The organism is Phaeovulum sp., from assembly GCF_030684035.1.
Classification (GTDB): Bacteria; Pseudomonadota; Alphaproteobacteria; order Rhodobacterales; family Rhodobacteraceae; genus UBA6213.
Map to the genome: position 1 here is coordinate 1 of NZ_JAUXPI010000020.1, position 15,062 is coordinate 15,062.

Annotated in this window: 11 protein-coding genes; 8 read left to right on the forward strand and 3 right to left on the reverse strand. The window is 64.8% G+C overall.

Annotated elements, in window-relative coordinates:
• Positions 1–279 precede the first annotated feature (279 nt).
• Together lon and Q8J98_RS05050 are read left to right on the forward strand one after the other, a co-directional pair.
• On the forward strand, positions 280–2,685 hold the full coding sequence (lon, locus tag Q8J98_RS05045) for an endopeptidase La (protein WP_305185179.1): 2,406 nt from the start codon (positions 280–282) through the stop codon (positions 2,683–2,685).
• A 131-nt stretch (positions 2,686–2,816) separates the two neighbouring features.
• Positions 2,817–3,592 (forward strand): IS5 family transposase gene (locus Q8J98_RS05050; RefSeq protein ID WP_305293418.1). Its coding sequence is split into 2 segments (ribosomal slippage): positions 2,817–3,137 and positions 3,140–3,592, totalling 774 coding nucleotides; the frame shifts between segments, so codons are not numbered across the junction.
• Here Q8J98_RS05050 and Q8J98_RS05055 read toward each other — a convergent pair.
• Positions 3,589–4,362: a 3-hydroxybutyrate dehydrogenase gene (locus tag Q8J98_RS05055; protein ID WP_305293419.1), complete on the reverse strand. Its 774-nt coding sequence runs from the start codon at positions 4,360–4,362 to the stop codon at positions 3,589–3,591. The genes Q8J98_RS05050 and Q8J98_RS05055 overlap by 4 nt on opposite strands.
• Positions 4,363–4,585: 223 nt before the next feature.
• On the opposite strand from Q8J98_RS05055, the gene Q8J98_RS05060 reads away from it, so the two are divergent.
• From Q8J98_RS05060 to Q8J98_RS05085, 6 genes are all read left to right on the forward strand, one after another.
• A complete protein-coding gene (locus tag Q8J98_RS05060; protein WP_305293420.1) occupies positions 4,586–6,406 on the forward strand; it encodes an extracellular solute-binding protein in 1,821 nt (606 codons plus the stop codon).
• A gap of 83 nt (positions 6,407–6,489) precedes the next feature.
• On the forward strand, positions 6,490–6,816 hold the full coding sequence (locus tag Q8J98_RS05065) for a hypothetical protein (protein ID WP_305293421.1): 327 nt from the start codon (positions 6,490–6,492) through the stop codon (positions 6,814–6,816).
• A gap of 126 nt (positions 6,817–6,942) precedes the next feature.
• Complete coding sequence (locus tag Q8J98_RS05070) at positions 6,943–8,463, forward strand: class I adenylate-forming enzyme family protein (protein WP_305293422.1); 1,521 nt, start codon at positions 6,943–6,945, stop codon at positions 8,461–8,463.
• Positions 8,453–9,085: a LysE family translocator gene (locus Q8J98_RS05075; protein WP_305293423.1), complete on the forward strand. Its 633-nt coding sequence runs from the start codon at positions 8,453–8,455 to the stop codon at positions 9,083–9,085. Before Q8J98_RS05070 ends, Q8J98_RS05075 begins: the two co-directional genes overlap by 11 nt.
• Positions 9,082–9,720 carry a DsbA family oxidoreductase gene (locus Q8J98_RS05080; protein WP_305293424.1) on the forward strand — a complete coding sequence of 213 codons (639 nt, stop codon included), beginning with the start codon at positions 9,082–9,084 and terminating at the stop codon, positions 9,718–9,720. Before Q8J98_RS05075 ends, Q8J98_RS05080 begins: the two co-directional genes overlap by 4 nt.
• On the forward strand, positions 9,717–10,922 hold the full coding sequence (locus Q8J98_RS05085; RefSeq protein WP_305293425.1) for an MFS transporter: 1,206 nt from the start codon (positions 9,717–9,719) through the stop codon (positions 10,920–10,922). The genes Q8J98_RS05080 and Q8J98_RS05085 overlap by 4 nt, the downstream gene beginning before the upstream one ends.
• A gap of 51 nt (positions 10,923–10,973) precedes the next feature.
• Here Q8J98_RS05085 and mfd read toward each other — a convergent pair whose 3' ends face one another.
• Positions 10,974–14,426 carry a transcription-repair coupling factor gene (gene mfd, locus Q8J98_RS05090; RefSeq protein ID WP_305293426.1) on the reverse strand — a complete coding sequence of 1,151 codons (3,453 nt, stop codon included), beginning with the start codon at positions 14,424–14,426 and terminating at the stop codon, positions 10,974–10,976.
• Between the two features lie 2 nt (positions 14,427–14,428).
• The gene (locus tag Q8J98_RS05095; RefSeq protein ID WP_370868063.1) at positions 14,429–14,959 is read right to left on the reverse strand and encodes a component of SufBCD complex; all 531 of its coding nucleotides are present in this window, start codon (positions 14,957–14,959) and stop codon (positions 14,429–14,431) included.
• Positions 14,960–15,062 lie beyond the last annotated feature (103 nt).

Below are 15,062 nucleotides of genomic sequence, written 5' to 3' on the forward strand. Positions count from 1 at the left end.
GCTGCAGCACAACGCCAAACCGAAGCCCTTCGTCTGGAGCAAGACCGCCGATGATATCATCACCCGCGAGCGCCGCGCGCTCGATGCTCTCGATGAAATCAGGGGAAATCGGTAGCAAATGTCAGACTCGGAACACTAGGCGGCCGGATCGGCATTTTCGGCAAGTGGCTCCAGTATGGGTTGATACACGTCGCTGCCACCCCTAGATATGGGGGCATCATCGGGGAAGGCTAGGTTGCCGAGGTCGGGGCCGCGCCTTTCTGCCAGAGAGGAAAAAACATGAACGACGTCCTCGCCTCGTCTTATCCGGTCCTGCCGCTGCGCGATATCGTGGTGTTTCCGCACATGATCGTGCCGCTTTTTGTCGGGCGCGAAAAATCGGTGCGCGCACTGGAAGCCGTGATGGCCGATGACCGCCAGATTCTGCTTGCGAGCCAGATGGACCCCGGGGTTGATGACCCCGAGGCCGAAGGCATCTATCGCGCGGGTGTGCTGGCCAACGTGCTGCAACTGCTCAAGCTTCCCGACGGCACCGTGAAGGTTCTTGTCGAAGGCAAAGCCCGGGTGCGGATTGCCGAATTCCTGCCCAACCCGCGGTTTTTCGAAGCCCGGGCCGAGGCGCTGGCCGAGGTCGCTGGCGACGGCGCGACCGTGAAGGCGCTGGTGCGCTCGGTTGCAGAAGAGTTTGAGCGCTACGCCAAGATCAAGAAGAACACCCCCGAAGAAGCGCTGAGCGCAATTGCCGAAGCTCAGGATGCCGCCAAGCTGGCCGACCTCGTTTCCGGCCACCTCGGCATTGAAGTGGCGCAAAAGCAGGACCTTCTGGAAACCCTGAACGTCGCAGAGCGGCTGGAAAAGGTTTACGGGCTGATGCAGGGCGAGATGTCTGTGCTTCAGGTCGAGAAAAAGATCAAGAGCCGCGTCAAGACGCAGATGGAGCGCACCCAGCGCGAATATTACCTCAATGAACAGATGAAGGCGATCCAGCGCGAGCTGGGTGATGGCGAAGAGGGCCAGAACGAAATCGCCGAACTGGAAGAGCGCATCCACAAGACCAAGTTTTCCAAGGAGGCGCGCGACAAGGCGCAGGCCGAGTTGAAAAAGCTGAAGGCGATGAGCCCGATGAGCGCCGAGGCAACGGTAGTGCGCAACTACCTCGACTGGCTGCTGGCGCTGCCGTGGGGGGTGAAAAGCCGCGTCAAGAAAAACCTGACCGCTGCCGAAGCGGTGCTGGATGCCGACCACTACGGGCTGGACAAGGTCAAGGAGCGGATCGTCGAATATCTGGCGGTGCAGGCGCGTTCAAGCAAGCTGCGCGGGCCGATCCTGTGCCTTGTCGGCCCGCCCGGCGTTGGCAAGACCTCGCTGGGGCGCAGCGTGGCGCGCGCCACCGGGCGCGAGTTCATCCGCATTTCGCTTGGCGGGGTGCATGACGAAAGCGAGATCCGCGGCCACCGCCGCACCTACATCGGTTCGATGCCCGGCAAGATCATTCAGGCGCTGAAAAAGGCGAAGACCACCAATCCGCTGATCCTGCTCGACGAGATTGACAAGATGGGGCAGGATTTTCGCGGCGATCCGGCCTCCGCCATGCTTGAGGTGCTCGACCCCGAGCAGAATTCGACCTTCACCGACCACTATCTTGAGGTCGAATACGATCTTTCGAACGTGCTCTTTCTGACCACGGCGAACAGCTACAACATGCCCGGCCCGCTTCTGGACCGGATGGAGATCATCCCGATCGAGGGTTACACCGAAGACGAAAAGCGCGAGATTGCGCGCCAGCACCTGCTGCCCAAGCAGATCAAGGGGCATGGGCTGAAAAAAACCGAGTTTTCGGTTTCCGATGCCGCGCTGACCGAAATCCTGCGCCACTACACGCGCGAGGCGGGGGTGCGCAACCTTGAACGCGAGATCGCAAAACTGGCGCGCAAGGCGGTGACCGAGATCCTCAAGGGCAAGACCAAGGCAGTCAACGTGACGCCAGAGAAGGTCGAGGTCTATCTTGGCGTGCCGCGATTCCGCTTTGGGCTGGCCGAGGAAAAGGATCAGGTCGGCGTTGTTACCGGCCTCGCCTGGACCTCTGTCGGCGGCGATCTGTTGCAGATCGAGGCGCTGAAACTGCCCGGCAAGGGCCGGATGAAGACCACCGGCAAACTTGGTGACGTGATGAAGGAGTCGATCGAGGCGGCGTCAAGCTTTGTGCGCTCGATCTCGCCGGAAATCGGGGTGAAGCCTACCGTCTTCGAAAAAGTCGATATCCACGTTCACGTTCCCGAAGGCGCTACCCCCAAGGATGGGCCAAGCGCGGGCATCGCCATGGTCACCTCGATCGTATCGGTGCTGACCGGCATCGCGGTGCACCGCGATGTGGCGATGACTGGCGAGGTCACGCTGCGCGGCAATGTGCTGCCGATTGGCGGTCTCAAGGAAAAACTGCTTGCCGCATTGCGTGGCGGCATCAAGACCGTGCTGATCCCGCAGGAAAACGCCAAGGATCTGGCCGAGATTCCGGATAATGTGAAGGCCGGGCTGGAACTGGTGCCGGTCAGCAATGTGCGCGAGGTTCTTCGCCGCGCGCTGGTCCGGATGCCGGAACCTATCGTCTGGGACGAACTGGCAGAAGAAGCAGCGCAGGCGGCGCGCGGAACCGAGCCCGATGTGCAAAGCGCCGTGGCGCACTGAGACCTTGCAGGAAACCGAAAAAGGCGCGCCGGCGGCGCGTCTTTTTTTCGAGCAGATGCCTTAGGTCACATACTCATAAAGGGGATTCACAAGGTTACGGAGATCTGATTCACTTTCCCGCAGCACGGGAGGTGTCGATGGCGCGCTTTGATCTGACGGATTTCGAGTGGGATGTGATCCAGCCTTTGCTGCCGACCAAGGTGCGCGGGGTGAAGCGGGCGGATGACCGCAAGGTGCTGAACGGGATATTCTGGCGCCTGCGGACCGGGGCGCCCTGGGCGGATATTCCGGCGCGCTACGGCCCCCACACGACCTGCGTGAACCGGTTCAACCGATGGCGGAAGGCCGGTCACTGGGCTCGTATTCTACAAGCGGTATCAGAGGCTTACGACGGTGATGTCCAGATGATAGACAGCTCCTCCATCCGGGTCCACCAGCACGGGGCGAATGGCCCGAAAAAGGGGGGCGATCCGATTGCATGGGTCGCTCGCGCGGCGGGTTGACCACGAAGATCCATGCCTTGGTGGATGCCTTGGGACGCCCGATCCTGCTGAAACTCACCGAAGGTCAGGCCCATGACGGGCGCTCGGCGGCCGATATGTACGGCAGTGTCCGGGCCGGTCACACCCTGCTTGCCGACCGCGCCTACGACAGCGATGGCTTGCGCGACATGCTGGCGGAACGAGGGGCGGTGGCCAACATCAGGCTGATGCCGACCCGCAGGCGCTTCCCGGCTTTCGACGCCGAACTCTACAAACAGCGAAACCACGTTGAGAGGTTCTTCAGTAAACTCAAACACTTCCGCGCCATAGCTACCCGATACGACAAACGTGATGACAACTTCCTCGCCTCCGTCCAACTCGCATCCCTGCGGATATGGTTGCGGACATATGAGTCGGTGACCTAAAGCGCGGTCCAGCCACCATCGACCGAGATTGTGGTGCCGGTGATCTGCTCTGCCGCAGGCGAGCAGAGAAACACCACGGTGCCACCCAATTGCTCGACAGTGGCGAATTCGCGCGAGGGCTGGCGCTCGAGCATCACTTTCTTGATCACATCCTCGCGGCTCATGGAGTGGGTTTTCATCTGGTCGGGGATCTGCGCTTCCACCAGCGGGGTCAGCACATAGCCGGGGCAAATCGCGTTGCAGGTGATCGGCTCCTGCGCGGTTTCCAGCGCCACGGTCTTGGTCAGCCCGACGATACCGTGCTTGGCGGCGACATAGGCGGATTTGTAGGGGCTGGCGGTCAGGCCATGCGCCGAGGCGATGTTGACCACCCTGCCCCAGCCGCGCTTGCGCATCTGCGGCAGGGCCGCGGCGATGGTGTGGAATGCGGAACTGAGGTTGATCGCGATCACGGCATCCCACTTTTCCGCCGGAAAGCTCTCGACGGGCGACACATGCTGAATGCCCGCATTGTTCACCAGAATGTCGCAACCGCCCGCCGCATCCACCAGCGCCCGGCACGCGTTGCCATTCGACATGTCGGCCTTGATGTAGCGCGCGCGCACGCCGAATTCGGCGGCGATGGCGGCGGCAAGGGCGTGGTCCTCGGGGAGGTCGGTGAAGGAATTCAGCACCACATCCGCCCCCGCCCGCGCCAGTTCGCGCGCCACGCCAAGCCCGATGCCCGAGTTCGACCCGGTGATGACCGCCGATTTGCCTTTGAGTGTCATGTGCTGCTCCCGATGCGCTTTCGCCCAAGGCATGGAGCAAAAAAAACGCCCGCACAAGGCGGGCGTCAAGTCATGAGGCAGGTTTCATACAGGCAAGAAACCTATCGAGCAGTGAGATCTTTATAGGCCTAACTCCGCCGCACTCCAAGAGAAATGTTTGCGTCAGCGGCAAGGCTTGGCTAGCGTTGTTCCTGCAATTGCAGGGCAAAGGGAGATTGTTGCCATGTCGGGATCGGTGTTTTTCCGCAAACTGCGCCCCGCTTTGGCGGCAATCGGTCTTGTTTTCATGGGCGCGGCCGTCGGGGCAGAGCCGCAACACGCAATCGCCATGTACGGCACCCCGGCGCTTCCGCCCGATTTCGCCCATCTGCCGCAGGCCAACGCCGATGCGCCGAAGGGCGGCGAGATCCGGTTTGGCGAATCGGGCGGGTTTGATTCGCTCAACCCCTGGATCCTGAAAGGTCGTGCCCCCGCGGCGATCGGCTCCTACACCGTCGAAACCCTGATGGGCCGCAGTTATGACGAACCCTTCACGCTTTACGGCCTGCTTGCCGAAAGCGTGGATACCGACGATGCGCGCAGCTGGGTCGAGTTTACCTTGCGCGACGGCGCGCGGTTTTCCGACGGCACGCCGGTGACCATCGACGACGTGATGTGGAGCTATGAGATGCTCGGCACGCTCGGGCATCCGCGCTACCACACCGCCTGGGCGAAGGTGGCGAAGATGGAACAGACCGGGCCGCGCTCGCTGCGCTTCACCTTCACCGAACCCGACCGCGAACTGGCGCTGCTGATGGGAATGCGCCCGGTGCTGAGCCGCGCACAGTGGCTGGGCAAGGACTTTGCCGCGACCACGCTTGAGGTTCCGCTTGGCTCCGGCCCCTATGTGGTCGATCGCTTCGAGGCGGGGCGCTACATCGTGCTGAAACGCAACCCCGACTGGTGGGGGGCCGATCTGCCGTTCAACCGCGGCCTGCACAACTTCGACGAAATCCGCTACGACTATTTCGGCGATGGCGGCATCGTGTTCGAGGCGTTCAAGGCCGGCGAGATTTCAAGCTGGCGCGAGGGCAATTCGGCAAAATGGACCTCGGCCTATGATTTTCCGGCGGTCACCAGCGGCCAGGTGGTGAAATCCGAAATCCCGCACCAGCGGCCCTCGGGCATCACCGGGCTGGTGTTCAACACCCGGCGCGCGCAGTTCGCCGACTGGCGCGTGCGCGAGGCGCTGACCGAAGTGTTCAACTTCGAATTCATCAACGCCACGCTGAACGGTGGCACCGAGCCGCGGATCGCCTCGTATTTCTCCAACTCGCCGCTTGGCATGGTTCCCGGCCCCGCCAGCGGCCGCGTGGCAGAGCTGCTTGCCCCCTTTGCCGCCGACCTCGTGCCAGGCACGATCGAGGGCTACAGTCTGCCGGTCGGCGATGGCACCGAGCTTAACCGCGCCAACACCCGCACCGCGCTGGCGCTGCTTGAGGAGGCGGGCTGGGCGGTGCAGGATGGCGCGCTGAAAAATGCCGCGGGCGAGGTGTTCAGCTTTGAAATCGTGCTGGCGCAGGGCGCGCGCGAGGTGATCTCGATCGTCGAGATCTACACCCAGGCGCTGGCGCGGCTGGGCATCACCCCGAAGGTCACGCTGGTCGATTCCGCGCAATATACCGAACGCACCAACGCCTATGATTTCGACATGGCCTGGTATGTCCGCGGCCTCTCGCTCAGCCCCGGCAACGAGCAGTTGCTCTACTGGGGCTCGAAAGGCGTGAACGAACCGGGCAGCCGCAACTGGATGGGCATGGCGTCGCCCGCCGCCGAGGCGATGATCCAGGCAATGCTCGAATCGCGCGACCAGGCCGAGTTCGTGGCGGCAACGCAGGCGCTTGACCGGATATTGACCGCCGGGCGCTATGTGATTCCGATCTGGTACAGCCAGGTTTCGCGGCTTGCGCATGACCGCAGCCTGCACTTTCCCGCGCATGTGCCGCTTTACGGCGACTGGCTTGGCTATCAACCCGATGTCTGGTGGCATGACGCCGCGAAGTGAAGCTGTCTGTGACCGATTTTGCTTTTCCTGCGGCCGCTTCAGCGCCAGACTGAAGCTGATCCGGCAATGCGGAGGAACAGGCGATGAAATGGCACCATGTGCAGGAAAACTGGCCGGCGTTCTACGAGGCTATCCTTGACCGTTGGCCCGATGCCGATGAGGCCGATCTGGAAGAGATCGACGGCGATCAGCGCGCCTTCATCGCCTATATCGCCGAGCTGACCGGCGGCGAACCGGCAGACGCGCGCGAGGAGATTCGCGAATGGCTGATGGGTGAATTGCCGTCTGACGTGGTCATGGACCCGCGCCACGACAACCATTCGATCGCGCTTTCGGGCAAATATGTCGGCGAGGGCGAAGACGAATCGGATGACGACGCCCGCTTTGGCGATGACAGCGCCGACGGTTGACGCCGGGGGGCCAGCCCCCCGGACCCCCCGGGGTATTTTTGCATTGAAGAAGCGGGCCGGGCCAGCGCCGCGACCGGCAAGGGGGCACGGGTTGCATCGGATGCGCCGCGCGGGTAGCAGGAAGCCATGCGCGCTGTCTGCAATCATGCCCTCCCCGACCCCTGCCCCGCCGCCTTCAACATGGCCGCGCATGTGCTGGCGCGCGCGCCCGCGCTTGGCACGAAATCGGCGCTGATGATCGTCACCGCGACCGAGGCCGAGCGCTGGAGTTATGCGCGGCTCGAGGAGGCGGTGCGGGGATGCGCCACCGGGCTGCTGGCGCTGGGGCTGGAACCCGGCGCGCGGCTGCTCCTGCGGCTGGGCAACACTCCCGAATTCGCCGTGGCGTTTCTGGGTGCCATCGCGGCTGGGCTGGTTCCGGTGCCGACCTCGTCGCAATTGACCGCTCCCGAGATCACCAGGCTTGCGCGGGAGCTTTCGCCGGCGCTGGTGATTGCGGGCGAAGCCATTGCCCTGCCCGATCACCCTGCCCCGGTCTTGCGCGAAAGCGCGCTGCGCGGCTTTGAGGCGCTGGAACCCGCCGCCTATGCGATGGGCGGCCCAGACCGACTTGGCTATATCATCTACACCTCGGGCACCTCGGGACGGCCGCGCGCGGTGATGCATGCGCATCGCGCCATCTGGGCGCGGCGGATGATGCATGCGGGCTGGTACGGGCTTGGCGAAACCGACCGCTTGTTGCATGCGGGTGCCTTCAACTGGACCTATACACTCGGCACCGGGCTGATGGACCCCTGGTCGGTCGGCGCGACCGCACTCATTCCCGGCGAGGGCGTTACCTCCGACCAGTTCGGGCATCTGCTGCGCCGCTATGATGCGAGTATTTTCGCCGCGGTTCCCGGTGTTTACCGGCAGATATTGAAGCACGACGAACGGCTGGTGCTGCCCCGTTTGCGGCATGGGCTGAGCGCCGGCGAATCGCTTTCACCCGGTTTGCGCAGCGCCTGGAAAGACGCGACGGGCACTTCCCTGCACGAGGCGCTTGGCATGTCGGAATGCTCGACCTTCGTCTCTTCCTGTCCGGGGCACCCGGCACCCGCAGGCACCATTGGCTACCCGCAGCCCGGGCGTCATCTGGCGGTGCTGGGGCCCGATGGCACCCCGGTCGGGCGCGGCGAGCCCGGCATTCTGGCGGTGCATCGGTCCGACCCCGGGCTGTTCCTCGGCTATCTTGATGCGCCCGAAGAAACCGCGGCGCGGTATCAGGGCGACTGGTTCGTGACCGGCGACACGGTAACGATGGCCGGGGATGGTGCCATTGCCTATGTCGCCCGGTCCGACGACATGATGAATGCGGGCGGCTATCGGGTATCACCGCTCGAGGTGGAGGCGGCGCTGATGGCGCATCCTGCGGCGGGCGAAGTCGCGGCGGTGGAGTTGCGGGTGAAGCCCGAGGTGTGCGTGATCGCGGTCTTTTACACCGGCAGCGCCGGGGCCGAAGCGCTGGAAACCCATGCCGCAGCCTGCCTTGCCCGCTACAAGCAGCCACGGATCTACATCCATCTTGCGGCACTGACAAAAAACGCCAATGGCAAGCTCAATCGAGGCGCGATGCGGCGCGCCGAGGAGGCGCGGCGTGGGCTTTGAGCTTTGGCTGGTGTTTGCTGCGGCCTCGCTGGCGTTGGCGCTGACGCCGGGGCCGAATTCGCTGCTGGTGCTCGATCACGGGGCGCGGCACGGCTTTGGCCGCGCCGCCTTCACCGCGATCGGCTCGGTCAGCGCCATGCTGGCGATGGTGGCGGCGTCGATGACGGGGCTTGGGGACTTGATGCTCGCCTCCGGCGAGGCGTTCCTGGTGCTCAAATGGGCGGGGGCGGCCTATCTTGTCTGGCTCGGGCTGCGGCTCTGGCGGGCACCGGGCCTTGCGGCCCGTGCGCCTGCGGCGGGCGGGGCCGCGCGCATCACCCGGCGCGCCGCATTCGGTCAAGGGGCGCTGGTGATGCTGTCGAACCCGAAGACGATTCTCTTCTTCACCACCTTCCTGCCACAGTTCATGGACCCCGCGCGCCCGCTTTTGCCGCAATTCGTGGTGGCAGGGGCAACGCTGGGAATGGCCGAGATTGGCGTGGAATGGGCGCTTGGCGCGGCGGCGGGGCGGCTGGCACCCTGGCTGATCCGCCATGCACGGGCCTTCAACCGCCTGACCGGCGGTGCCTTCATCATGATCGGCGGCATGGTCGCGCTGAGCAGAAACGGAGCCGCGAGATGACCACAATCGACATTTTTTCCGACCCCGTCTGCCCCTGGTGCCTGATCGGCCGCGCTCATCTGATGGCAGCGCTTGCGGCGCGGCCCGGGCATGGGTTGACCATTGCCTGGCACCCGTTCCAGCTTGACCCGGATATTCCCGCCGAAGGCGTGGCGCGGCAGCCGCATATGGAAGCGAAGTTCGGCGGGGCCGCTGCTGTGGCGCGGGCAAATGCGCAGGTCGAGGCGGCGGCGGCAGAGGCCGGGGTCGCGGTGGACATTGCGGCGATTACGCGCCGCCCCAACACCTTCAACGCGCATCGGCTGATCCATTGGGCCGGGCTTGAGGCACGGCAAGATGCCGTGGTCGCGGGCCTCGTGCACGCCTATTGGGCCGAGGGGCGCGATATCGGCGCAGCCGAGGTGCTGGCCGACATAGCCGAGAAAGCGGGCATGGACCGTGCCGCCGTGACGCGGCTTTTGGCAAGCAATGCCGATGCCGATGAGGTTGCCGCGCGCGAAGCGCATGCCCGCGCCCGTGGCTTGCGCGCGGTGCCGACCTTCGTGATCGGCAATGCCCACGCCGTCGAAGGCGCGCAACCGGCGGAATTCTGGCTGCGGGTGATTGACGAGTTGGCAGGCGAGGCAGCGCGTTGAGCGCACCCGGCGCGCCACGGCTGCGGCTTTTCGAATTTACCGCGCTTCTGGCCTTTCTCGCGGCCAACGTGGCCTTTGCCATCGATGCGATGCTGCCCGCGCTGGGCGAGATTGCCGCCGAGCTTTCGCCGGGCAATGCGAACCGCGCGCAACTGGTGTTGACGGCATTCATGCTGGGGCTCGGGCTTGGCACGTTCTTCTCGGGCCCGCTGTCGGATGCGATCGGGCGCAGGGCCACCATCGGCTGGGGGGTGGGGCTTTACATCCTCGGTGCCGGGCTTGGCGCGATTGCGCAGAATCTGGAGCTTTTGCTTGCGGCGCGGTTTTTGCAGGGTATCGGCGCTGCCGGGCCACGGATAGCCAGCCTGGCGATGGTGCGAGATCTGTACGCCGGGCGCGAGATGGCGCGGGTTTCAAGCTTCATCGCGATGATCTTCATCCTGGTGCCTGCCGCAGCCCCGGCGCTGGGGCAGATGATCATCGGCTTTGCCGGGTGGCGCGGGGTGTTCGTGGCCTTCGTGCTGTTTTCCGCCACCTCGCTTGGCTGGCTCATGCTGCGCCAGCCAGAGACGCTGGACCCATTGCGGCGGCGGCCGTTCCGGTTTCAAAGCCTGCGCGCGGGGGCGATCGAGGTGCTCGGCAACCGCGAGGTGCGGCTTTACACGGTGGTCATGGCGCTTGGCTTTGGGCAGATGTTCGCGCTGCTTTCCTCGGCGCAGCAGATATTCGCCGATGTCTACGCCATAACCGAAGCCTTTCCGCGCTGGTTCGCGCTGATGGCGCTGCTCTCGGGTGCCGGTACGGTGCTGAATGCGCGCTTCGTGATGCGGCTGGGAATGCGGCGGATCGTGCGCGCGGCCTATGCGATGCAGGTGATCGCGGCGGCGCTGATGCTGGGCGTGCTGGCATTGGGCGCGCTTCCCGCGGGCGTGGCATTCGCCGCGTTCTTCGTCTGGGCGGTGAGCCTTTTCTTCATGGCGGGGGTGACGTTTGGCAACCTCAACGCGCTGGCGATGCAGCATTTGGGGCATCTGGCGGGAATGACGGCTTCGGTGGTGATGGCGGTTTCGACGGTGCTGGCGGTGGCAATCGCCGCCCCGATCGGGCTTGCCTTCGACGGCACCCCGCTGCCGGTGGTGTTGGGCGCGCTGGTGGCCTCGGCTGCCGCCTGGGGGCTGATGGGGCGGGCGCGAGAGATCTGATCGCGGCTGGCGCGCCGCGCGGGGGCTATCAGGGCCAAGGCAGGCGGCTCGTTATTTTTGCCGCGCCGCCTCTTCGCGGACCTTCTCGGCCAGATCGCGGGCAATGCCGAAAGCGCCCTTGATCTTGTCGGCCTCCGCCTTCCAGTCGCGCCGCACCACCACCTTGTTGCCGACGATCTTTGCCATGCCGCGTTCGGCGCCAAGAAACTCGACCAAGCCCGCCGGGTTGGGAAACTTGTCCTGGTGAAACTGTACCGTGGCACCTTTTGGCCCGGCATCCATGCGCGCGATGCAGGCGCGTTTGCACATCGCCTTGATGCGGACCACCAGCATCAGCGTGTTCACCTCGCGCGGCAGTGCCCCGAAGCGGTCGATGAGTTCAGCGGCAAAACCTTCCAGCTCGGCCTTGGTGGTCAGGCGTGAGAGGCGGCGGTAGAGACCGAGGCGGGTATCGAGGTCGGGCACATAGGCCTCGGGGATCATCACCGGCACCCCGAGGTTGATCTGCGGGGCCCATTGGCCGTCATCATCGATGGGGCTTTCGATCTGGCCCGAGCGCAGCTTGGCGATGGTTTCCTCAAGCATCGCCTGATAAAGTTCGTAGCCCACTTCCTTGATATGGCCCGATTGTTCTTCGCCCAAAAGGTTGCCCGCGCCGCGCAGATCAAGGTCTTGCGCCGCAAGGCTGAAGCCCGCGCCGAGGCTGTCGAGGCTGCCGAGCAGCCGCAGGCGCTTTTCGGCGGCGGGGGTCAGCCGCATCCGTGGCCGCGTGGTCAGGTAGCAATAGGCCCGCGTCTTGGCGCGCCCCACCCGGCCGCGGATCTGGTAAAGCTGCGCCAGGCCGAACATGTCGGCGCGGTGCACGATCATGGTGTTGGCGGTCGGAATGTCGAGCCCGCTTTCCACGATCGAGGTGGCCAGCAGCACATCGTATTTGCCATCGTAAAAGGCGTTCATCCGGTCATCAAGCTCGCCCGCCGCCATTTGACCATGGGCGACGATGAAGCTGACCTCGGGCACATGATCGCGCAGGAAGGCTTCGATTTCGGGCAGATCGGCGATGCGGGGCACGACGTAAAAGCTTTGCCCGCCACGAAAGTGTTCGCGTAAAAGCGCCTCGCGCAGGGTCACCGTGTCGAACTCGCTCACATAGGTGCGGATCGCCAGCCGGTCCACTGGCGGGGTGCCGATGATCGAAAGGTCGCGCACCCCGGTGAGGCTGAGTTGCAGCGTGCGTGGGATCGGCGTCGCGGTCAGCGTCAGCACATGCACCTCGGAGCGCATTTCCTTCAGCCGTTCCTTGTGGCCGACGCCGAAATGCTGTTCCTCGTCGATCACCAAGAGGCCGAGGTTGGCGAATTTCACCCCCTTGGCCAGCACCGCATGGGTGCCGATGACGATATCGACGGTGCCTTCCGCGAGCCCCGCGCGGGTGCGGCTGGCGTCTTTCGCCGAGACGAAGCGCGACAGCGGGCGGACGCTGAGCGCGGTGCCGCGCAGGCGTTCGGTGAAGGTCTTGAAATGCTGGCGGGCAAGCAGCGTGGTCGGAGCGATGACCGCCACCTGCATGCCGCTCATCGCCGCGACGAAGGCGGCCCGCATTGCCACCTCGGTCTTGCCGAAACCGACATCGCCGACGATCAGCCGGTCCATCGGACTGCCTGCGGCAAGGTCGGTGACGACATCCTCGATGGCGGCAAGCTGGTCGTCGGTCTCGGTCCACTGGAAGCGGGCGGCAAAGGCCTCCCATTCGTGGTGCGGGGCTTGCAGGATCGGGGCGGCGCGCAGGTGGCGCTCGGCGGCGACCCGCATCAGCTTTTCGGCAATCTGGCGGATCCGTTCCTTGAGCTTGGCCTTCTTCGCCTGCCAGGCCCCGCCGCCAAGCTTGTCGAGCAGCCCTTCCTCGTGGCCGAAGCGGCTGAGCAGTTCGATGTTCTCGACCGGCAGGTAAAGCCGGTCGCCGCCCGCGTATTCAAGCGCCACGCAATCATGCGGGGCACCAAGTGCGGTGATGGTTTCCAGCCCCTTGTAGCGCCCGACCCCGTGATCGACATGCACGACAAGATCGCCGGGTGACAGGCTTTGCGCCTCGGTCAGGAAGTTGTCGGCGCGGCGGCGGCGCTTGGGGGCGCGGATCAGCCGGTCGCCGAGCACGTCCTGCTCGGATATCACCGTCAGCCCCTCGGCCTCGAAACCCAGTTCAAGCGGCCAGACGGCAAGGCCGAGGCCGGTGGTTGCAAGATCGCGGGCGTCGCGCAAAAGCGTGGCACCTTGCAGGCCCTCGTCTTCCAGCAGGCCCTTGAGGCGCTCGCGCGCGCCTTCGGAAAACGAGGCGAGCACCACCATATCACGCGCGTTACGCGCGCGAATATGATCCTTCAACGCACCGAAAAGGCTGACGTTTTCCAATTGGCGCTCGGCCGAGAAATTGCGCCCGATCCGGCCCCCCGCATCCAGCACCCCTGGCCCGGTCGGCTGCGGCAGCACCGAAAGGCGCACCGCGCGCAGCCCGGCAAGCGCCGCCTCCCAGGCGGCATCGTCGAGGTAAAGCAGCGCGGGAGGCGCGGGTTTATAGACTGTATCGAGCCGATCGCGGCGGGTCATCGCCTCGCGGCGGGTATCATACTGGTCGGCGATGCCTTCCCAGCGGCTGATCCGCTGCGCCTCAAGCTGATCGTCGAGCATCACCGAGGCACCAGGCAGATAGTCGAAAAGCGTTTCGAGCCTTTCGTGGAAGAACCCGAGCCAGTGTTCCATACCGGCGTGCTTGCGGCCCGCGCTCACGGCTTCGTAAAGCGGATCATCGGTGCCGCCGGCACCAAATTCCACCCGGTAGTTCTGCCGGAACCGCGCAATTGCGGCGTCGTCTAGGATCACCTCGCTTACCGGTGCCAGTTCCACCGCGTCGAGCTTTTGCGTGGTGCGCTGGGTGATCGGGTCAAATCGGCGCGCGCCGTCGAGCACATCGCCAAAAAGATCGAGCCGCACCGGGCCACCTTCGCCCGGCGGGAAAATGTCGATGATGCCGCCGCGCACCGCATAATCGCCCGGCTCCGACACCGAAGACGCGGGCGAAAACCCCATGCGGGCAAGGAAGGCGCGCAGCGCGGCCTCGTCAACGCGCCCACCGACGCGCGCGGTAAAGCTGGCATCGCGCAAGAGCGCGCGCGCGGGCAGGCGCTGCATTGCCGCCGCAAGCGTGGTCAGAAGCACGAACGGCCCCGGCACCGCATCGCGTGCCAGCGCCGCCAGCGTGGCCATGCGGGTGGCGGAAATGGCGGGGTTGGGCGAAACCCTGTCATAGGGCAGGCAATCCCATGCCGGAAAGCCGAGCACGGTGGCGGTGGGTGCGAAAAACCCGAGTGCCGCGCGCATCGCCTCCATCCGGCGATCATCGCGCGCCACATGCACCACCGGCGCACCACGCGCCAGTTCGCGCGCCAGAAGCCGCGCGTCAAACCCTTCGGGTGCCCCGGAAAGGGTGATATGTGCCGGTTTTTCCAAGGCTAGTTCAGAATCGAGATGTTGAGGTTCTGCACCATGCCCCAGAACGCGGTAATGGTCAGCGCAACGATGCCGACCAGTTGCACATGCAGCCGGTGGCGCGAGAGCACATGGATCAGCACTTCGGTGGAAGGAACGCCCTCGGTCAGCGCGGCTTCGTAATGCTGCGCCACCCGCAGGCTGAGCCAGGCGACAAGGGTCATCGGCACGGCAATGAAGGAAAGCGCCTGGCAGAATTCCACTTGGTAGGCAAAGCCGAGCAACAGCACAACGGTCATCAGGAAAGACCCCAGTGCGGTTGCTGCCAGCCCGCCCTCACGCGCGACAAGCAGGTAGCGCGCGACATTGAGCCGCATCAGCGTGTGGAGCTGTTCCGCCGCCACGCCACCGCGCCTGCGCGCCCGGATCACCATATCCCAAGGCACCCCGATCACCCAACGCGAGGCCGAAGACCAGGTGACCGCAAGCGCGATCCAATACCAGAGGTTGGAAAACGAGCGCATATCGATCAGGTCGGTGAGGGTCTGCAACATGTCCAACAAGGCCTCTGGCTGACGTGGCGCGACACTAGTGCAAGTTCTGGCCGAGCGGAACACCCCGCAAGAGCCCCTTGAGGCGACGCGCTTTCCGTGCCAC